Origin of the sequence: Reyranella soli, from assembly GCF_007992495.1 — a bacterium.
Lineage (GTDB): Bacteria > Pseudomonadota > Alphaproteobacteria > Reyranellales > Reyranellaceae > Reyranella > Reyranella soli.
Window position 1 is genome coordinate 1 of sequence record NZ_BKAJ01000187.1, and the last position, 19,801, is coordinate 19,801.

A 19,801-nucleotide genomic window follows, 5' to 3' on the forward strand; every position below is an offset into this window, starting at 1 on the left:
CCCCCTAGCCACCTACGCTGCGGTGCAGCTTCGGTGGCTTTAGCTGCATGCTCGCTCGAGGCGCCCCGAAGCTCCGCAGGAGCGAAAGGGGGCTAACGGGGGAGAGGAACTTGAAAGATGAGTAGTGCAAGAAGCACCAACACTGCACATCCCAGCACGAACGACAGGCCCTTCCAGAACGCCAGCGGATTGCGCTCGATCAGCGGTGCCGAAGCCGATCGCAGGAAGGCCTCGTTGGGATGGCGCAAGTCGTAGATGAACTCGGAGAGCTCGCCATAGCGCTTGTTGGGATCGGGATGCACGGCCTTGCGCAGCGTGGCGTCGATCCAGGCCGGGATCTCGCTTTCGCTATCGATAGCCGGCGCATAGGGCGTGCTGCGCTGCTGGGCGCGCGAGCGGGCCGTCGCCATGCGCGCGCCGTAGGGCAATCGGCCCGTCAGCATCTCGTAGGCGATCACGCCCAGCGAGAACAGGTCGGACGACGGCGTGCCACCCTCCCCCAGGAAATACTCCGGCGCGGTGTACTGCGCGGTGCCCTTGATGCGGTCGCGATCGGCCGGCCGTTCGGTCTCGGCGACTCCCGCGACCCGCACGGCGCCGAAGTCGATGATCTTCACCGTCCCGGTCTTGTCGATCATGACATTCTCGGGCCGCAGGTCCTGGTGCAGCATCTCCATGCGGTGGAAGGCCCGAAGACCGCGCGCGATCTGCTCGACGATGCCGCGCACCGTCTCGAGGTCCGGCCGGCGATTGTCGATCATCCATTGCCGCAGCGTCTGGCCGTCGACGAACTCGGTGACGACATAGAGGAAGTTGCGCTTGCGCGTATGCTCCTGCGGCCGCAGCACGTGGGCGCTGCTGACGCGCCGCGCGATCCACTCCTCCATCATGAACGGCTTCAGGTTGGCGGGATCGGCCCTGAGGTCGATCGACGGGATCTTGAGGACCACCGTCTCGTTGCTCTCGCCGTCGACGGCGAGATAGGCATGGCTGCGGGCGCTGCCATGGATCTTGCGCACGATCCGGTAGCCGTCGAAGTCCTGGCGCGGTTCGAGCAGGGGCGGCAACGGCAGGTCGGCGCCCATGCCCAGGCTTTCGCCGGCATCGCCCTCCGGCAGGGCGTCAATACGCACCAGCTGGACGGTGAGATTGTCGGGACTGCCGCGCCTGAAGGCTTCGGCGACGATGGCCTTGGCCGCGCCATCGAGGTCGTTCTCGTTGGCGGCGATGGCGTCGGCCACCGTCCTCGGATCGAGATGCTCGCAGACGCCGTCGGTCGCCTGCAGGAAGAGGTCGCCTTCCGCGAGCTGGATCGGCCGGTAGTCGATCTCGACCTGCGGGCTCATGCCGAGCGCCCGGCCAAGATAGATCTGCTGCGACGACAGCACCACGCGATGGTCGTCGGTGAGCTGCTCCAGCGCACTGCCGGCAACGCGATAGACGCGCGAATCGCCGATGTGGAAGATGTGCGCCGTCCGCCCCTTCAGCACCACGACGTTCAGGGTGCAGACATAGCCGCGGTCGGCATCCTCGGCATGCGAGCGGCGCGTCTGCGAATGCAGCCACGAATTGGTGGCATCGATCACGCGCTGCGCCGAGGTCTTCACCGACCAGGCGTCCGACGTGCAGTAGTAGTCCGTCAGGAAGCCCTTTACCGCCGATTCGCTCGCCACCCGGCTGACGCTGCTGCTGCTGATCCCGTCCGCCAGCGCCACCGCGATGCCCTTGGAGCCGAGCGTCGGCTGTGGGGGCATCATGGCGCCGTGGAAGTCCTGATTGGACTCCTTGCGGCCCTTGTCGGAGTGCTGGCCGATCGAGACCTTCAGCTCACGCGCCATCCGGCTCAGTCGGCGTCCGCCATCAGGCGCTCATGCTGGCGCTTGGGCGCGGTGCGCAGATGCGTGGCGTAGAGGGTGAGGCCGGTGAAGGCCAAACCGCCCACCAGGTTGCCCAGCACGGTCGGGATCTCGTTCCAGATCAGGTAGTCCATGACCGAGAACTTGCCGCCGATCAGCAGCGCCGTCGGGAACAGGAACATGTTCACGATCGAATGCTCGAATGTCATGGCGAAGAACAGCATGATCGGCATCCACATGGCGATCACTTTGCCGCTGACCGAGGTCGAGATCATGGCACCGACGACGCCGGCCGAGACCATCCAGTTGCACAGCACGCCGCGGACGAAGAGAGTCAGCATGCCGGCCGCGCCGTGCTCCTCGTAGCCCAGGGTGCGGGCGACGCCGATGTTGGCCAGCGCGATGCCGACCTTGTCCGGCGGCGAGGAGAAGCCGAAGGTGAAGACGATCGACATCATCACGGCGACCGTGAAGGCGCCCAGGAAGTTGCCGACGAACACCAGGCCCCAGTTGCGCAGCACGCCTTCGACGGTGACGCCGGGGCGGCGGTCAATCAGGGCGAGCGGCGCCAGCACGAACACGCCGGTCAGCAGGTCGAAGCCGAACAGGTAGAGCATGCAGAAGCCGACCGGAAACAGGATCGCGCCGACGATCGGCACGCCGGTCTGCACCGTGATCGTGACGGCGAAAGCTGCCGCCAGGGCCAGGATCGCGCCTGCCATGTAGGCGCGGATCACCGTGTCGCGGGTCGACATGAAGATCTTGGACTCGCCCGCGTCCACCATCTTGGTGACGAACTCGGAAGGTACCAGGTAGGCCATTACTAGATTCCCTTTATTGGTGCTTGGCGTTGATGGTGGTCATGGCGCCGTTGCCACGCTCGCTTCGAGATAGACGTGACCCTTGTCGAGCCTGACCGGAAAGCTTCGGGTGCAGCCCTTGTCCGCACCGGTCGCCTCGCCGCTCTCGAGACTGATGACCCAGTTGTGCAAGGGGCAGGTGACCTTGCGGTCGTGCACGATGCCTTCGCTCAACGGGCCGTTCTTGTGCGGACAGCGGTTCTCGAGCGCGAACACCTCGTCGCTCGCCGTCCGGAACAGGGCGATCTGCATGTGTCGCGTGCGCACGACGCGGCAGCCGCGCAGGGGGATGCTGTCGATCGGGCAGACTTCGATCCAGGGGCTTTCCATGGAGCTCATTCCGCGGCCTCGCGCAGGGTGAGGTCGGCGACCGGCGTGAACTCGTGCGCGTCCTTGCCGTTGGCGCGCTCGGCCCACGGGTCGTTCTGGGCGAACTGCTGGGAGAAGACGAAGCGGTCGTAGAGGGCGCGGCGACGCTCGCCGTCCTCCATGATCTGCTGGCGGATGGTCTCCAGCCCGACGCGCTTGGCCCACTTGTAGATGCGCTCGAGATAGCGACCCTGCTCGCGATAGAGCTGGGTCAGCGCCCCGATCGCCTCGATCGTCTCCTCCTCGGTGGCGACGTGGCCCAGAAGCTCGGTGCCCTTGATCTCGAGCCCGGCGGCGCCGGCGAAGTGGATGTCGTAACCGGACTCGATGCAGATCACGCCGATGTCCTTGCAGGTCGCCTCGGCGCAGTTGCGCGGGCAGCCCGACACGGCGAGCTTCACCTTGGCCGGCGTCCACGAGCCCCACATGAACTTCTCGAGCTTGACGCCCAGCCCCGTCGAATCCTGGGTGCCGAAGCGGCACCAGTCGGTACCGACACAGGTCTTCACCGTGCGCAGGCCCTTGGCATAGGCATGGCCCGAGACCATGCCGGCGGCGCTCAAGTCGGCCCACACGCCGGGCAGGTCCTCCTTGGCGACGCCCAGCATGTCGATACGCTGGCCGCCGGTGACCTTCACTGTCGGGATCTTGTACTTGTCGACGATGTCGGCGATGGCGCGCAGTTCCTTGGCGCTGGTCTGGCCGCCCCACATGCGCGGCACGACCGAGTAGGTGCCGTCCTTCTGGATGTTGGCGTGGACGCGCTCGTTGATGAAGCGCGACTGGCTGTCGTCAACATACTCGCCGGGCCAGCTGCAGATCATGTAGTAGTTCAAGGCCGGCCGGCACTTGGCGCAGCCGCACGAGGTCTTCCACTCCAGCTCCTGCATGAGCTGCGGGATCGACCTCAGCTCCTTGGCGACGATCAGGCGGCGCACGTCGTCATGGCCGAGATCGGTGCAGCCGCACATCGGCTGGACGGCGGCCGGATTGTAGGTATCGCCGAGCTGGGCCTTCAAAAGCTGCTCGACCAGGCCGGTGCAGGAGCCGCACGAGGCCGAGGCCTTGGTATGCGCCCTCACCTCGTCGAGGCTTTTCAGCCCCAGGCCCGCGATGGCGCCCGTGATCTTGCCCTTGCAGACGCCGTTGCAGCCGCAGATCTCGGCATCGTCCGGCAGGGCCGCCACGGCGGCCGCCGGATCGAGCGGGATGCCGCCGGCATAGTTCTGGCCGAAGATCAGCGTCTCGCGCATGTCGGCGACGTCAGTGCCGCGCTTCAGCATGTCGAAGAACCACGGGCCGTCCGAGGTGTCGCCATACATCACCGCGCCGATGATGCGGTTGTCCTTCAGCACCAGCCGGCGATAGACGCCGCGGGTGGCGTCGCGCAGCACGATCTCCTCGCGGTCCTTGGCCTCGGCGAAGTCGCCGGCGGAGTAGAGGTTGATGCCGGTGACTTTGAGCTTGGTCGCCGTCGCACTCGACTTGAAGCTGGCCGTGGCATCGCCGACGAGCTGGCAGGCCACGATGTTCGCCATCTCGTAGAGCGGCGCCACCAGGCCGAAGACCTGGCCGTCGGCCTCGGCGCACTCGCCCAGGGCGAAGATGTCGGGATCGCTGGTGCGCATCATGGCGTCGACCACGATGCCGCGGTTCACGGTGATGCCGGCTTCCTTGGCGACCTGCATGTTGGGCCGGATGCCGACCGCCATCACCACCAGATCGGCGGGCAGGTGCGTGCCGTTATCGAGATCAACGCCCTCGACGCGGCCCTTGCCGACGATCGCCTTGGTGTTGGCGCGCGTCAGCACCTTGATGCCGCGCGCCTCGATGGCGCGCTGCAGAAGATGGCCGGCAGCGGGATCGAGCTGGCGCTCCATCAGGGTCGGCATCAGGTGCACGACCGTGACGTCCATGCCCTGTGCCTGCAGGCCGGCGGCGGCCTCGAGGCCCAGAAGGCCACCGCCGATGACCACGGCCTTGCCGCGCGACTTGGCGGCCAACAGCATGGCCTCGACATCGTCGAGGTCGCGGTAGCTCAGCACGCCCGGCAGGTCGTGGCCGGGCACCGGGATGATGATGGGGTTCGACCCGGTGGCGACGATCAGCTTGTCGTAGGGAACAGTGACCGGCGGCTGCAGCGAGGGCTGGCCGGAGCGCGAGGGCACGAACTCGGCGGTGACGGTGCGCGCCTCGCGGTCGATCTTGGTGACCTTGGCGCCCTTGTACAGGGTGACGCCGTGCTTCACGTACCAGCCGTCGCCATGGATCACGATCTCTTCGAACGACTTGTCGCCCGACAGCACGGGCGACAGCATGATGCGGTCGTAGTTCACCCGCGGCTCGGCGTTGAAGATCGTCACCTCGTAGGCATCGGGCGCGGTCTCGAACAGACGCTCGAGGGCGCGGCCGGGCGCCATGCCGTTGCCGACGACGACAAGTCTTTGCTTCGCGTGAGAGGCCATCGCGTACACCCAACAAACAAAAGAACGCGCAGGTCATCGCCCTCCCGATTCCTCTGAAAGGAACCGAAAAAGACGTCGGCGGCGTTGCCGAATACCCGTCGTTGGGTGAAGCGCTTGGGATGGAGCCCCCGTTGGCTCCGCCGTGCAGGCAGCAAGAAGCGGGCCAAGCTCCGAAGGCCGGAATTCGGCGCTCGGCGGGCTTGGGCCGGCCCTGCGCTGCCCTAAAAGACGGCAGTCGGACCAGACTTTGGGCGGCTTGACTCTCCTGTAAGGGGTGACGCTAGGGTCCAGCCATCCTTCCTGAGGAGCCGTCCATGACCGTCAAGTTTTCCGATCCAAAGACCATGCCGCACCGAGTCGGCTATTCGCAGGTCGCCGAGGTGACCAAGGGAAAGATCGTGCTGATCGCCGGACAAGTGCCGCACGACACCGACGACAAGCTGGTCGGCGAGGGCGACTTTGCCGCCCAGGTGGAGCAGGTCTTCAAGAATGTCGACGCCGCGGTACGTGCCGCCGGCGGCACGATGAAGGACGTCGTGAAAATCAACAACACGCAGTGGCTTCGGTGACTCCCGAGCAGATGCGAGCCTTCCGCGATGTGCGCGACCGCTATGTCAACACCGCCTCACCGCCGGTCAGCACTTTCATCTACGTCAGCCGCCTCGTTCAGCCGGGCTGGCTGTTCGAGATGGACGCCATGGCGGTTATCGATTGACGGGAGCGCGGGCCTCCGGCCCGCTCATGACCATGATGCGGGCCGGAGGCCCGCGCGCTCCCTTCATGACCCGATCGGTGATCGGACGGGTGGAAATCTATTAAGGAATTGTAACAATCCTGTTCCAATGCCGCCCTAGTTTGGACGCTCAACCTATTTGGGGGTCCTGATGAAAGCCGTTGCGGCAGCATGTTTTGCGGGAGCGTTGGCGGCCATGACGCTCCCGGCCCAAGCCCAGACGATCTATCCGCTGAACCGGGCGGAAATCCTCGCCGGTGCAAAATTCGACCTCAAGGTCGAGTTCCCCGGAGCGCCCGAGCAGGCGGCGGCCAAGGTGACGATCAACGGCCAGGACCCGGCCGCGGTGCTGGGCAAGAGCGCGACGTTCGTTCCCCGCGAGGACGGCGGCGACTATTCGGCCTACTGGATCCGCGACGCCAACATCACAAAGCCCGGCAAGTACACGATCGAGGCCAGCGCCGGCGACCGCAAGGCGAGCGTGATCTGGGAGGTCTACGACACTGGCGCGCCCAAGGCCAAGAACGTCATCCTGTTCGTCGGCGACGGCATGTCGGTCGCCCATCGCACGGCCGCCCGCATCCTGTCGAAGGGCATGGTCGAGGGCCGCTACGGCGGCGAGCTCGCCATGGACGACATGCCCCATATGGCGCTGGTCTCGACCGCCGGCACCGATTCGATCGTGACCGACAGCGCCAACAGCGCATCCTCCTACACGACCGGCCACAAGTCGTGCGTCAACGCACTCGGCGTGTACTGCGCACGCAACAAGAGCACGCTCGATCATCCCAAGGTCGAGACCATCTCCGAGATCGTCAAGCGCATGCGCGGCATGTCGGTTGGCGTGGTCACCAACACCGAGATCGAGGATGCGACGCCCGCCTCCATGGTCGCCCACACGCGCCGGCGGTCCGACTACAACGACATCGTCAAGATGTTCTTCGACGTGCAGCCCGACGTCATGATGGGCGGCGGCTCGCCCAACTTCCTGCCCAAGTCGACGGCCGGCTCCAAGCGCGGCGACGAGGACAACTACCTCTCCAAGTTCGAGGCCGCCGGCTACAAGCTCGCCACGACCAAGACCGAGCTCGCCGCGGCTTCCGGCGCTAACAAGCTGCTCGGCCTGTTCAACACCGGCAACGTCGACGGCGCCCTCGATCGCTTCTTCCTCAAGAAGGGCACGGTCGACAAGTTCCCCGACCAGCCCGATCTCACTGACCAGGTGCGCGCCTCGCTCGACATCCTGTCGCGCAACGACAAGGGCTTCGTGCTGATGGTCGAATCGGGCCGCATCGACAAGTACAGCCATTCGCTCGACTGGGAGCGCGCGGTCTACGACACGATCATGCTCGACAATGCGGTGAAGATCGCCAAGGACTTCGCCTCGGCGCGCAACGACACGCTGGTGATCGTCGTTCCCGACCACGCCCACCCGGTCGCGATCATCGGCGGCTACGACGACAATCGCCCGGGCCAGCTTCTGCGCGACAAGCTCGGCGTCTACAACGCAGCAGGCTTCCCCAACTACCCGGCACCCAACGCCGACGGCTACCCGGACAAGGTCGACGTCTCGCGCCGCATCGCCTTCGCGTTCGGCGCCTTTCCCGACTACTGCGACACCGGCCGCCCCTACCTCGAGGGCGAGAACGTCCCCGCCGTCGCGGGCGCCAGCAAGGAGACCTTCGTCGCTAACGAGAAGTACTGCACAGTTCCGGGCGCGGCGCGCCGCACCGGCAATCTGCCGTTCGATGCGGCCCAGGGCGTGCATTCGGGTGACGACGTCATCTTGACCGCCATGGGTCCGGGCGCCGAGCAGTTCCGCGGCCGGGTGGACAACATCCGCGTGTTCCGCGTGATGGCCACGGCGCTCGGCCTGGCGCCGACCCAGTGACAACGATGCTTCGGTGACAGTCAACGCTGCCCATCGAAGCCCGACGCGGCGCCGAGCCCTGCTTGGCGCCGCCGCTGTCTTGTTGCCGTCGGTGGCGCTGGCGCTGGACGGCGCACCGTTGCAGTTCGACCAGCTCTACAAGAGCTTTGGGATACGCGGGTACGAGCTGTCGGACGCGCTGCTGGCGCTCAAGGGCAAGCAGGTCGTCATGCGCGGCTACATGGCGCCGCCGCTCAAGCCGGAGAGCCATTTCTTCGTGCTGACGGGCCAGCCGCTGGCGCTCTGCCCGTTCTGCCAGTCCGACGCCGACTGGCCGGCGGACATCGTCGTCATCTATCTCCGGCGCGCCGCAGCCCTGGTCGGCGGCGGCGATCCCGTGGCGGTTTCCGGACGACTCGACGTCGGCTCATGGACCGATCCCGAGACCGGATTCGTCAGCCAGATCCGCATCGTCGATGCCAGCTTCCGGCGCAGCTGAGCCAGCGGTCCGCCGGCCGCCGCTCCTCGCGATCACGGACCTGGTGGTGGAGCGCAGCGAGGCCTCGCGACCCAGCCGGCGAATCCTCGATCAGGTGACCTTCGTCGTCGAGCCCGGCGCGGTCATCGCCCTCACCGGCCCCTCGGGCGCGGGCAAGACGACGTTGTTGCACGCCGTCGCCGGCCTGGTGTCACCGGATGCTGGCACGGTGTCCTGGGGCGACCTCGACGTCACCGCCTTGCCAGAGGCGGGGCGCGACCGCTGGCGCCGCGACAGCGTCGGCCTGGTGTTCCAGGACTTCCAGCTTCTGGCCGAGCTTGGCGTGATCGAGAACATCCTGCTGCCGGTCCGTTTCGATCATTGGCGGATGCCGCGGGCCGCAGTCGAACGGGCCGAGCAGCTCGCCACCCGGGTGGGCCTCGATCCCCGTGGTCCGCGCGCCGGCATGCTGTCGCGCGGTGAGCAGCAGCGGCTGGCCATTGCGCGCGCGCTGATGCGATCGCCACAGCTCATTCTTGCCGACGAGCCGACGGCAAGCCTGGACGCCGACAACAGTGCGCGCATTGCCGACCTGCTGATCGAGACGACGCGCGAGGCCGCGGCCAGCATTCTCCTGGTATCGCATGATGACGATCTGCTCGGACGGGCCGGCCGCGTCCACCGGCTCGAAGGAGGCGGCATGCGGCCCGAGCTGCGGCCCGAGTTGCAGCACGAGCGGGGCGTGCCGTGAACCCCTGGCCTGTCGTCATCGCCGACCTGCGCGCCCTTCGCTGGGTCGCCTGGGCCGCGCCATTGCTCGTCGCCATCGCGGTGGCACTGGGCGTCGCCATCAGTGCCCAGGAGACGGCGTTGCGCCGATCGTCGGCGCAGGCGGCCGACGATTTCGACCTGTTGATCGGCGCCCCCGGCAGTCACACGCAGCTCGTACTGACGACGGTTTATCTGCAGCCCGAGGCGATCCCCCTGGTGGACGGCGCCATCCTCAACGCGCTTGCCGGCGATGAGCGCGTGCGGGCGGCCGCGCCGATCGCTTTCGGCGATTCGGTGCGCGGCCATCCGGTCATCGGCACGACGGCCGAGTTCGCGGCACGCTGGGGCCGTGCCGTGCCGAGCGAAGGCCGCCTCTTCGCCCGCGAGAGCGAAGCCGTCGTCGGCGCCGAAGTCGGATTGCGCCTCGGCGAGACGGTGACGCCGTCGCACGGTGTCGCGACGCGTCGCCCTGCCGGCACCGATGGGGAGGATGAAGCCCGTCATCGCCACGAGGGCGTGCGCTACACCGTCGTCGGCCGACTGCCGCGGTTCGGCACGCCGTGGGACGGCGCCATCCTGGTGCCGATCGAGAGCGTGTGGGAGACGCACGGGCTCGGCAACGGGCACGCGACGGAAGACGCCAGGCTCGGTCCGCCATTCGACGCCGCCAGGGTTCCTGGCGTTCCCGCCATCGTCGTCAAGCCGCGTGCCGTCGCCGACGCCTATGGCCTGCGGGCACAGTACCGCCAGGGTGGCACCGTGGCCTTCTTCCCGGCCGAGGTCCTGGTCGGCCTGTACACCGCGCTCGGCGACGTGCGCGACGTGCTGGTCGTGGCGACGACGCTGAACGACGTCCTCGTCTTCACGGCGACGACGATGCTCCTCTTGGCGCTGGCCGGCCTTCGGCGCCGCCGCTACGCGGTCCTGCGGGCGCTCGGCGCCTCGCGGTCCTACATCCTGATGTCGGTCTGGCTGGGCGCCGCGTTGATCCTCGCGGCGGGCTGCTTGTCGGGTCTCGTCCTGGGCGGGCTGGCTGCGTGGGTGGTCGGCCAGCTGGTCGAGCAGCGGACGGGACTGGTGCTCGCCGTGGCCATCGGCTGGCCGGAAGTACTGGGCGCCCTGGGGCTGGTCGTCGTCGGCAGCCTGATGGCGTTGTTGCCGGCGGTCGCGAGCTTCCGCACGCCCGTGGGAGACTCGCTGCGCTGACGGCCGAAGATCATGAACCGATCGGCCCACCATCCTTCTTGGTGATGGCGATCACCGCCGGCCGAGGCGGCGCACCGTCCTTGAAATCGGGCCAGCGCGTCGACGGCGTCTCGAAGGTCGAACCTTGGCCTTCGCCGGGATGCTGGATGGCCAGGAACAGCGTGCGGTCGTCCGGCGTGAAGGTCGGCCCGCAGACTTCCGAGCCCTTGGGGGCGGCGAAGAACTGCCGCGTCAGCGCCCGGCCCTCGCCGGCCACGTCGCAGGCGTAGAGACCGTCGGCGATGCCGGCGATCTCGCCGCTGTCGGTGGCGATCCATAGCCGGCCCTTGCTATCGAAGGTGACGTTGTCCGGGCAGGTCAGCCAGCCGTCGGCCGAGGTCGCCGGATGGTACTTGGTCCCCTCGTGCGTGCCGGGCTGGCCGGCGGCAATGAAGATCTCCCAGGTCCCCTCGGTGGCGGCATGGTCGCCATCCTTGGGCGCGATCTCGACGATGTGGCCGTGTTCGTTCTTGGCCCGCGGATTCGCCGGATTCACTTCCTCGGGCTTGCGCGTGCTGTTGTTGGACAGCGCCACATAGACGCGGCCATTGACCCGGTTGGGCTCGATGTCCTCCGGCCGGTCCATCGGCGTGGCCTTCAGGAGATCGCCGGCACGCCGGGCGTTGATCACCACGTCGGCCTGGCTGGCGAATCCGTTCTCCGCCGTCAGCGGCGCCTGGTCGTGGATCAGCGGCAGCCACACGACCTTGCCGCCTTCGTCGAAGCGCGCGACGTAGAGCGTGCCCTCGTCGAGCAGGTCGCGGTTGGCGGCGCGATCGCTGGGGTTCCAGGCTTTGGCCGTCACGAACTTGTAGACGTACTCCATGCGTGAATCGTCGCCCATGTAGCAGACGACACGGCCGTCCTTGGCCACGGCATAATGGCAGCCCTCGTGGGCGAAGCGGCCCAGCGCCGTGCGCTTCACCGGCGTCCATTGCGGATCGTAGGGATCGATCTCGACGATCCAGCCGAAGCGGTTGGGCTCGTTCGGCTCCTTGTCGAAGTTGAAGCGGTCGAAGTACTTGCCCCAGGCGTAGGCGACCGTGCGGCCGAGCCCATAGCGCTTGGCCAGCACCTGGTCCGGATGCTTGGTGCCGTCGCCGCTGAAATAGAAGTAGAAGTTCTCCTCGCAGGTCAGCCAGGTGCCCCACGGCGTCTCGCCGCCGGCGCAGTTGTTGAACATGCCCAGCACCCTGGTGCCGGCGGGATCGGCCGACGTCTTCATCTTGGCGTCGCCCGCCGCGGGGCCAGCGATGCGCATCGGTGTGTTGGCGTCGATGCGGCGCGCGTAACGGCTGCCGTCGACGACCTTCCAGCGGCGGCCCTCGCGCGCGATCTCGAGTACCGAGCCGCCGTGCGCCGCCATCTCGATCTCGGCCTGCGGCTGGTCAGCGCGCAGGCGCGCCTCGCGACCCTCGCCGATGCCGGCCAGCATCAGGTTGGAGTTCGTGTATTCGTGATTGACCACCATCAGGAAGCGGTCGCCCGTCGTGCTGCCGGTGGGCAGCGGATGCAGGCCGAGGAAGTCGTTGTTGTAGCCGAACTGCAGGGCCTGCGTCGCGCCGCTCTGCTTGGCGGGATCGTAGGCCGCTGCGCCCGGCAACACCGGATCGCCCCAACGAATCAGGATCTGCACCTCGTAGGCGTCCGGCACATGATGTATGGGATCGTTGACGTGCGGCACCTCCGTGAAAGCGAAAGAGGATGGGCCGCTCTTCTGCGCCTGCGCTGCCCCGCCGCCGAAGGCTGCCGCGGCAGCGGTTCCCGCCAGGCCGAACAGCGCACCGCGCCGCGATAGGCGCCGCTCGATCAGCTCACCGATCGAGATTTCGGTAGAGCCCGAGACTCCCTCGTCTTCATCAACCATGGATCATCCTTCCATCCCCTCGCCGGATGATGGCCCAGCAACGCGCTTTATGACAGTCCTGTGACGATCCCCCGGGTTTCACCAGGTCTGTCGCCAAACCGTAGCGCGATGCCGCTAGCACCGGGCCGATCCAACCGGGAGACAAGCATGCTGAAACCCTTCCTGCTCGCCACCACTGCTATTCTTCTGGCGACCAGCGCGATGGCCCAGACCAAGTATCCGGCCGTCCTCGAAGGCCACGCCGTGCTGCCCGTAAGGACGGCACCTTCCTGACCCTGACCGACAACGGCTTCGGCTCGAAGGCCAACTCGCCCGACGCCATGCTGATGTTCCACGTGCTGAAGCCCGACTGGAAGAGCGGTGCGGTCGAGCGCGTGTCGACCACCTTCCTGAGCGATCCCGATCGCAAGGTGCCGTTCCGCATCGTCAACGAGAACACGGCCAAGCGTTACCTGACCGGTTCGGACTTCGACATCGAATCGATCCAGCCGATCGGCGACAACTTGTGGTTCGGCGACGAGTTCGGGCCGTTCCTGATCAAGACCGACAAGAACGGCAAGATCCTGCAGGTGTTCGAAACCATGGTCGACGGCAAGCCGGTGCGCTCGCCCGACCATCCGGCGATGGTGATGCCGGCGGCGCCCGGCCCGGTGACGTTCCAGGTCCGCCGCAGCAAGGGCTTCGAGGGTATGGCGGCCTCGGCCGACGGCAAGTTCCTCTACCCGCTGCTCGAGGGCCCGCTGGTGGCAGCCGACGGCAAGCCCGAGTCGAAGGAAGGCACGGCCTACCTGCGCATCCTGGAGTTCGACGTCGACAAGGGTGCCTACACCGGCAAGAGCTGGAAGTATGCGCTGGAGGCTCCGACCAACGCGATCGGTGACTTCAACCTGATCGATGCGACCAGCGGCCTGATCATCGAGCGCGACGACACCGAAGGCGACCCTGCCCTCGCCTGCGCCGCCGGCGCGCCCAAGCCCGACTGCTTCAACGTGCCGGCCAAGTTCAAGCGCATCTACAAGGTCGACCTGGGTCAGGCCGACGGCGACGGGTTCGTGAAGAAGGTGGGCTACATCGACCTCATGGACATCGATGACCCGAACAAGGTCGCCAAGCAGGGCGGCAAGGACGGCAAGCTCACCTTCCCGTTCTTCACCATCGAGAATGTCGACCTGATCGACGGCGATCGCATCATCGTCGGCAACGACAACAACCTGCCCTTCTCGTCGGGCCGCGCGCTCGGCAAGTCCGACGACAACGAGCTGATCATCCTCAAGGTGACCGACCTCTTGAAGGCCAAGTAGGCGCTAGAACGAAGAGGTAATTGAAGTACTGCCTTTCGCGACGCTGATGATCGAGAACGTCTTGTAAATCGAGGTCAGGATCTTGTCGTACTCGTACAGCGGCGCGTTGGTGACATAGATGACGTCCCGGGCCTGAAGGCCGAACTGCTGTGCGACGAAAATCGACACCGGCTGGAAGAGGTCCAGCCGGAACACGCGGCCACGCGCCGTCGGATTGGTCTCGATGTCGCCCATCCTGAACACATAGACGCCCGTCTTGTTGGCGCGCACATCGGACAGTCCGCCGACATAGCCCAGGGCCTCCAGCAGGCTGAGATTGTGCTTCGTCATCTCGACGTTGCCGGACTTCTGCACGGCACCCAGCACCGTGAACATCCGCGCATTCGGCCGCACGATGATTTCATCGCCCTTCTGGACGGCGATGTCGCTGCCGGCCAGCAGATCGGCATACTGCGCCGTCAGGATGACCTGTCCCTGCCGGCGCACCGCGACCTGGAGCTGGTTGGCCGAGCCGCTGGCAGAGGCGAGCGGTCCGCCCGCCTTGTTGATGGCGTCGACGACCGTGCGGACGTCCTCGAGCATGGACACGCGACCCGGGCTCTTGACGTCGCCGGCCACCGACACGGTGTGCGTGCGGGGTGCATCGAACTCGACGATGACCTCGGGTTCCTGCACCTGGTGGCCGAGCTGCTGGATGATCTTGCGCTCGATCTGGTTGAGGTCGAGACCCGAGACCTGGACAATGCCGACGACCGGCACCTTGATCGTGCCGTCCTCGTTCACGCGCTGGATGCCAAGGTCGGCGCTCTGCCCCTGGATGGTCGGGAAGATGTTGCCGCCATAGCGCTCGAAGACGCGGACCTTGAGCGAATCGCCCGGCGCCACGGTGAGGCGCTGGGCGGGCGAGAGCGAGCTCGTCGTGGTCGCCGGACGATCAGGCGTCGCCGGCTGGCGATAGGCCACGACCGTGGTCGGCGTGAGATCGATCACGTCGAACGGCAGGGCCTCGGTGCTGGTCGACTGCGCCCCGCCCATCCACGGGCCGTCTCCAGGCAGCGCGGTGCAGGCGGCGGTCGCGATGCTCAGACCAAGAGCAACAACCGCGTTCAAGCGAAACATCGCGCGTAATGTCGTGAGGCAGCCGCTAGCGGCAATTGTCGTTTTGTAGCTGGTCTTTTCCGCCTTCGCGGCAGAAACACTCGGAAACAAATCGCTCGGCAAGCTGCCTGTTCACTCACCCCTTCTGCGGGTGGATCGTCTCGCGACGCTTCAACATGGCGACGAAGGACTCGATCTTCCGTCGTCGGCCGGCCTCGGTCTTCATGTTCTGCGTGCGGAAGGCGAGCGCAAAACGGTTCTGGGCGCTCAGCGTTTCGAACATGCGCCGCGCCTTGGGCTCGGCGTCGATGGCGGCCTGGAGATCGGCCGGCATCTTGTTGTCCTTGGCCCTGTAGGCGCGGGCCCAGCGGCCGTCAGCCTTGGCGGCTTCGGCCTCTCTCAGCCCGTGCGCGGTCATGCGGCCTTGCTCGATCAGCCGCGCGACATTGTCGATGTTGATCTGGCTCCAGATGCTCTTCCTGGTGCGCGGCGTGTAGCGCTGCAGGAAGCTCTTGTCGTCGAAGCCCCGGCGCAGCCCGTCGATCCAGCCCCAGCACAGCACGACGTCGATCGCCTCCTTGGGCGTGATCGATTTCAAGCCCGAGCCGACCTTGTGGATCTTGATCCAGACCTCGTCGGCCTTGTCGTGGTTCTTGGCGAGCCACTTGTAGAAGCTCTCGGCCGTCTTGAATTCGCGCGCCGCCATCAGGGCAGTACGCGCTTCATCCACTTCGCCGTCGCCAGTGAATCCTGGTTGTCGCTCGCTTCGAGCCTGGCGATGACGCGCGTGCGGTCTTCGAGGTCACGGTTCTGGCTCAGCTTGATCTTGGTCTCGACGCGCGTGAGCGGCATACGGAAGGCGACGATGCCCCTGGTCTGCATCTCGGCGTTGCCGGGCGGCAGGCGACCCAAGCCCCAGGCGTCGGGGCCGGTGCCCTCGTAGGCCGCCGCGAGCTTGGCCAGCACAACCAGCGCGCCCTTGGTGTCGTCGACGACCTGCGGCCGGCCGTAGGCATGCACGGTGACGTAGTTCCAGGTCGGCACCTTGGGTCCCGGCGCGTACCAGGTCGGCGAGACGTAGGCGTGCGGCCCCCAGAACAGTGCCAATGAATTGGCCGGGCGCTCGAACAGCTTCCAGTGGCCGTTGGCGCGGGCCATGTGGCCGATCAGCGAGCCGTGCTCGGAACCGTCGTCCTGCCAGAGCAGCGACAGATGGGTGGCCATCGGCGCGCCCTCGGCGTCGCTGGTCATCAGCAGGGCCCAGCTGTGGGCCCGCATGATCTCGCGGCCGGTGGGCTCGCTGCCTTCGAAGTGCTTCGGGATATACATTGCTGGCTCTTGGCGTGCTTTCGCTCCCCGATGGGGAAGCGGTTGAATGGCGCGCCATTACCATGTCAGATGCCGGCCGCAACCGGGAGGAATTCTCATGGGTGAGGATATTCGTCTTAAGTCAAAGGCCGGCGAGATCGGCGCCTATCTCGCCACGCCGAAGGGCACGCCCAAGGGCGGCGTGGTGGTCATCCAGGAGATCTTCGGCGTCAACCATCACATCCGCGCGGTGACCGACAAGTTCGCGGCCGACGGCTATCTCGCGCTGGCGCCGCGCTTCTTCGACCACATCAAGACCGGTATCGAGCTCGGCTACACGCCCGACACGATCGCCGAGGGCCGCAAGTACGTGACCGAGCTCGGGCTCGACAAGCCGGTGCAGGACGTCGAGGCGGCGATCGAGGAGCTGAAGCGGCGCGGCGTGAAGAAGGTCGCGGTCACCGGCTACTGCTGGGGCGGCACCATCTGCTGGCTGGCCGCGACGCGGCTCAAGCCCGATGCGGTGTCGGGCTATTACGGCGGCGGCATCCACGGCCTCAAGAGCGAGAAGCCGCAGGTCCCGACCCAGCTGCATTTCGGCGACAAGGACATGCACATCCCGATGACGCACGTGAACGAGCTCAGGAAGCTCCATCCCGACGTGCCGATCTTCGACTATCCGGCCGATCACGGCTTCCATTGCGACGAGCGCGGCAGCTACGACGCCGCGGCCTCCAAACAGGCCATGGCGCGCACGCTGGAGTTCTTCGGCAAGCACGTTGGCTAGGCGACCGTCAAAGAAGTCCTTCACGCCCGAGGCGCGCGGGCCCCTCGCCGGGGTCCGCGTGATCGATCTGTCGCGCCTGGTCGCGGGCAATGTGCTCACGTTGCAGCTCGCCGATTTCGGCGCCGAGGTGATCAAGATCGAGCCGCCCGAGGGCGACACGCTGCGCTCCTGGCGCGTCAAGGGCATCGAGACGGCCTGGAAGGTCAATAGCCGCAACAAGAAGAGCGTGGCCCTCGACCTGCGCTCCGACGCCGGCCGCGCCATCGTGCGCGAGCTCGCCAAGTCGGCGCAGATCCTGGTCGAGAGCTTCCGGCCCGGCGTACTCGAGGACATGCAGCTGGCGCCGGCCGAGCTGCACGAGATCAATCCCAAGCTGATCATCGTGCGCATCTCGGGCTGGGGCCAGGACGGCCGCTATCGCCACAAGCCGGGCTTCGGCACCCTGATCGAAGGCTACAGCGGCTTCGCCTCGATGAACGGCTTCGCCGATCGCGAGCCGGTGCTGCCCCCGATGTATCTCGCCGACGCCATTGCGGCACTCTACGGCTACGGCGCGGTCATGGTCGCCCTGCGCGAGGTCGAGATGAACGGCGGCAAGGGCCAGGTGATGGACCTGCCGCTGTTCGACCCGTTGTTCTCGGTGCTGGGCCCGCAGGCCGCCAACCACAAGCTCACCGGCGAGGTGAAGGAGCGGACCGGCAGCCGCTCGACCAACGCCGCCCCGCGCAACGTCTACCAGACCAAGGACGGGCACTGGGTCTGCCTGTCGGCCTCGACCCAGGGCATGGCCGAGCGCGTGCTGGTCAAGATCGGCCGGCCCGAGCTGGTGAAGGATCCCAAGTTCGCCACCAACATCGAGCGTGTCCGCAACGGCCTCGAGCTCGATGCGATCATCGGCGGCTTCATTGCCGAGCGCGACCTCGCCACGAACCTGAAGTTCTTCGACGAGGCCGGTGTCACCATCGGCCCGGTCTACGACATCTCCCAGATCGTGCAGGACGATTACGTGCTGGAGCGCGAGGCGCTGATCGAGGTGCCGGACGAGGAGATGGGCGAGTTGCCGACGCATCCCGTAGTGCCGCGCCTGTCCGGCACGCCCGGCACGCTGCGCACCGCCGCGCCCAAGATTGGCGAGCACAACGAGGCCTTGCTGAAGCCACTGCTGGGCGAGGCCGAATACGCCAAGCTCTGCCAGTCCGGCGTCATCTCCAAGGGGAAAAAGAAGAAGTGACCCTCTCCTCGTCTATGAGGCCTCCGCCACCCGTCTGGCGCTCGATCCTCTACGTGCCGGGCAATGTGCCCAAGTTCATCGACAAGGCGCATGAGCGCGGCGCGGACTGCATCCTGGTCGATCTCGAGGACAGCGTGACGGTGGCCGAGAAGCCTACCGCCCGCGCCATGCTGCCCGAGACCATGAAGAAGGTCGTCCGCGGCGGCGCCGACGTCGCCGTGCGCATCAACCGGCCGATGCGGCTAGCCATCCCCGACATCGAGGCCGCCGTGCGGCCGGGTCTCGCGGCGCTGTTCATCACCAAGACCGAGGGCGTGCAGCACCTGCGCCTGCTCGACGAGGCGGTGAGCGAGCTCGAACGCGAGCGCGGCATGCCGGTGGGCAGCGTCGGTTTCGGCGCCATGATCGAGCATCCACGCGCCCTGGCCGAGCTCAACGACATCGCCGAGCGCGGCCCACGCGTCATCGCCATGATGCTGGGCGGCGAGGATTTTGCCCTCGAGACCGGCTCGATCCCGAGCGACGAATCGCTCGAGCTGCCCAAGCGGCTGGTCGCCTTCGCGGCGCAGGCGCACGGCGTCGCGATGATCGGCATCCTCGGTACGGTGGCGGACTATTCCGATCCGGCGGCCTACAAGAAGAGCGCCGAGCGAGCGCAGCGCTTCGGCTTCTCGGGCGGGACCTGCGTCCATCCCGGCCTGGTGCAGGCCCTGAACGAGGCCTTCACGCCCTCGGCCGAGGACGTCGCTTACGCCCGAAAGCTGATCGCGGCCGATGAAAAAGCCGCAGCCGAGGGCCGCGGCTCCTTCACCGTCGATGGCAAGATGATCGACATCCCGGTGATCGATCGCGCCCGAAGGCTGATTGCCCGCTACGACGCGATCGAACGCCGTCTCAAGAAAGCCTAGGCCTCGACCAGCTCAGGCGTGGTCGTCTCTAGGCCCAGAACCTTGTCGAGGTCGCGCGGCGCGAGCCGGCAGGTCACCCCGGCATTGAGGCTCTGCAGCAGGACCTCGCGGCCGTTGCCGAAGCGGACGGCGTCGCGATGGGCATGCCCGGTGACCTCGAGGCGGGTCATCGTCACTTCCTCGGCAGGCCCGATCGAGAAGGCGCGCTGCACCGTCTCGTTGATGCCTTCGAGGCTGAGGCGTGCTCCGGCCGGCATGCAGACTGCAGTCTCGCAGTCCGTGCCGGCGACGAAGCCCATGGTTCCGCTGGGGAAGCGGTGGAGCTTGTACTGCTCTTCTTGGGCGGCTGGCCGTGAACGATAAAGCTCAAGTGAGTAATCGCACATAGACGTCCTCCAGTTAGGGAACGTCTTTAACAACTGGGGCAGCCTCTGTTAGGTTCAAGCGCTCACGCGAAATTTAGGGTTCGCACTACTGACTAGGTCAATGACCTTTCAGTGTTTGCCCTAGCAGCTCGTTTTTGACGGCAAGGTGCCGTATGTGCCGGCGCGCGCCGCCTCTCGGTTCTGCCGCAGGAGTGCATGCACTGCAGGCGCCAGGGGAGGTTTACGCAGTTCCCGCAGTTTGCGGCGTGAGAACCACCGATGTGCTCGA

General features: G+C 66.6%; 20 protein-coding genes. 11 read left to right on the top strand and 9 right to left on the bottom strand.

The window, feature by feature from the left end:
- Nucleotides 1-92: 92 nt before the first annotated feature.
- Genes RSO01_RS40055 through nirB form a run of 4 tightly spaced genes read right to left on the bottom strand, consistent with a single transcriptional unit; the run spans nt 93 to nt 5,550 of the window.
- Nucleotides 93-1,838, bottom strand: coding sequence for a bifunctional protein-serine/threonine kinase/phosphatase (locus RSO01_RS40055; protein ID WP_147156198.1), 1,746 nt, complete (start codon nt 1,836-1,838; stop codon nt 93-95).
- Nucleotides 1,839-1,843: 5 nt separating this feature from the next.
- Nucleotides 1,844-2,677: a formate/nitrite transporter family protein gene (locus RSO01_RS40060; RefSeq protein WP_147156199.1), complete on the bottom strand. Its 834-nt coding sequence runs from the start codon at nt 2,675-2,677 to the stop codon at nt 1,844-1,846.
- 39 nt (nt 2,678-2,716) lie between these two features.
- Nucleotides 2,717-3,046 (bottom strand): nitrite reductase small subunit NirD, encoded by a 330-nt coding sequence (gene nirD, locus RSO01_RS40065; protein ID WP_147156215.1) that lies wholly within the window; start codon nt 3,044-3,046, stop codon nt 2,717-2,719.
- A gap of 5 nt (nt 3,047-3,051) precedes the next feature.
- Complete coding sequence (gene nirB, locus RSO01_RS40070; protein WP_147156200.1) at nt 3,052-5,550, bottom strand: nitrite reductase large subunit NirB; 2,499 nt, start codon at nt 5,548-5,550, stop codon at nt 3,052-3,054.
- A gap of 314 nt (nt 5,551-5,864) precedes the next feature.
- On the opposite strand from nirB, the gene RSO01_RS40075 reads away from it, so the two are divergent.
- From RSO01_RS40075 to RSO01_RS40100, 6 genes are all read left to right on the top strand, one after another.
- Entirely contained in the window at nt 5,865-6,119 is a 255-nt protein-coding gene (locus RSO01_RS40075; protein ID WP_147156201.1) for a RidA family protein, read from the top strand.
- The gene (locus RSO01_RS40080; protein WP_170303725.1) at nt 6,107-6,265 is read left to right on the top strand and encodes a RidA family protein; all 159 of its coding nucleotides are present in this window, start codon (nt 6,107-6,109) and stop codon (nt 6,263-6,265) included. Before RSO01_RS40075 ends, RSO01_RS40080 begins: the two co-directional genes overlap by 13 nt.
- Nucleotides 6,266-6,479: 214 nt before the next feature.
- The gene (locus tag RSO01_RS40085) at nt 6,480-8,174 is read left to right on the top strand and encodes an alkaline phosphatase (protein WP_246159131.1); all 1,695 of its coding nucleotides are present in this window, start codon (nt 6,480-6,482) and stop codon (nt 8,172-8,174) included.
- Between the two features lie 13 nt (nt 8,175-8,187).
- On the top strand, nt 8,188-8,652 hold the full coding sequence (locus RSO01_RS40090; protein WP_147156204.1) for a hypothetical protein: 465 nt from the start codon (nt 8,188-8,190) through the stop codon (nt 8,650-8,652).
- Nucleotides 8,653-8,695: 43 nt separating this feature from the next.
- The gene (locus RSO01_RS40095) at nt 8,696-9,382 is read left to right on the top strand and encodes an ABC transporter ATP-binding protein (RefSeq protein ID WP_170303726.1); all 687 of its coding nucleotides are present in this window, start codon (nt 8,696-8,698) and stop codon (nt 9,380-9,382) included.
- The gene (locus tag RSO01_RS40100; RefSeq protein ID WP_147156206.1) at nt 9,379-10,608 is read left to right on the top strand and encodes an FtsX-like permease family protein; all 1,230 of its coding nucleotides are present in this window, start codon (nt 9,379-9,381) and stop codon (nt 10,606-10,608) included. Before RSO01_RS40095 ends, RSO01_RS40100 begins: the two co-directional genes overlap by 4 nt.
- Before the next feature lie 10 nt (nt 10,609-10,618).
- Here RSO01_RS40100 and RSO01_RS40105 read toward each other — a convergent pair whose 3' ends face one another.
- On the bottom strand, nt 10,619-12,514 hold the full coding sequence (locus RSO01_RS40105) for a PhoX family protein (RefSeq protein WP_147156207.1): 1,896 nt from the start codon (nt 12,512-12,514) through the stop codon (nt 10,619-10,621).
- A gap of 147 nt (nt 12,515-12,661) precedes the next feature.
- On the opposite strand from RSO01_RS40105, the gene RSO01_RS49645 reads away from it, so the two are divergent.
- Nucleotides 12,662-12,787: a hypothetical protein gene (locus RSO01_RS49645; RefSeq protein ID WP_281291609.1), complete on the top strand. Its 126-nt coding sequence runs from the start codon at nt 12,662-12,664 to the stop codon at nt 12,785-12,787.
- Between the two features lie 2 nt (nt 12,788-12,789).
- Nucleotides 12,790-13,815: an esterase-like activity of phytase family protein gene (locus tag RSO01_RS40110; protein WP_246159134.1), complete on the top strand. Its 1,026-nt coding sequence runs from the start codon at nt 12,790-12,792 to the stop codon at nt 13,813-13,815.
- Between the two features lie 3 nt (nt 13,816-13,818).
- On the opposite strand, the gene RSO01_RS40115 is transcribed toward RSO01_RS40110, so the two are convergent.
- The 3 genes from RSO01_RS40115 to RSO01_RS40125 all read right to left on the bottom strand — a co-directional run bounded on the left by RSO01_RS40115 (nt 13,819) and on the right by RSO01_RS40125 (nt 16,242).
- Entirely contained in the window at nt 13,819-14,934 is a 1,116-nt protein-coding gene (locus tag RSO01_RS40115; protein WP_147156209.1) for a polysaccharide biosynthesis/export family protein, read from the bottom strand.
- A gap of 115 nt (nt 14,935-15,049) precedes the next feature.
- Entirely contained in the window at nt 15,050-15,619 is a 570-nt protein-coding gene (locus RSO01_RS40120; protein ID WP_147156216.1) for a YdeI/OmpD-associated family protein, read from the bottom strand.
- Nucleotides 15,619-16,242: an FMN-binding negative transcriptional regulator gene (locus RSO01_RS40125; RefSeq protein WP_147156210.1), complete on the bottom strand. Its 624-nt coding sequence runs from the start codon at nt 16,240-16,242 to the stop codon at nt 15,619-15,621. Before RSO01_RS40125 ends, RSO01_RS40120 begins: the two co-directional genes overlap by 1 nt.
- A 97-nt stretch (nt 16,243-16,339) precedes the next feature.
- On the opposite strand from RSO01_RS40125, the gene RSO01_RS40130 reads away from it, so the two are divergent.
- The 3 genes from RSO01_RS40130 to RSO01_RS40140 are packed head-to-tail and all read left to right on the top strand — an operon-like array spanning nt 16,340 to nt 19,147.
- Nucleotides 16,340-17,008: a dienelactone hydrolase family protein gene (locus RSO01_RS40130; protein ID WP_147156211.1), complete on the top strand. Its 669-nt coding sequence runs from the start codon at nt 16,340-16,342 to the stop codon at nt 17,006-17,008.
- Nucleotides 17,001-18,239 carry a CaiB/BaiF CoA transferase family protein gene (locus RSO01_RS40135; protein WP_147156212.1) on the top strand — a complete coding sequence of 413 codons (1,239 nt, stop codon included), beginning with the start codon at nt 17,001-17,003 and terminating at the stop codon, nt 18,237-18,239. The genes RSO01_RS40130 and RSO01_RS40135 overlap by 8 nt, the downstream gene beginning before the upstream one ends.
- A gap of 14 nt (nt 18,240-18,253) precedes the next feature.
- Complete coding sequence (locus RSO01_RS40140) at nt 18,254-19,147, top strand: HpcH/HpaI aldolase/citrate lyase family protein (RefSeq protein WP_147156213.1); 894 nt, start codon at nt 18,254-18,256, stop codon at nt 19,145-19,147.
- Here RSO01_RS40140 and RSO01_RS40145 read toward each other — a convergent pair.
- A complete protein-coding gene (locus tag RSO01_RS40145) occupies nt 19,144-19,533 on the bottom strand; it encodes a hypothetical protein (protein ID WP_147156214.1) in 390 nt (129 codons plus the stop codon). The two genes, RSO01_RS40140 and RSO01_RS40145, sit on opposite strands and share 4 nt — an antisense overlap.
- Nucleotides 19,534-19,801 lie beyond the last annotated feature (268 nt).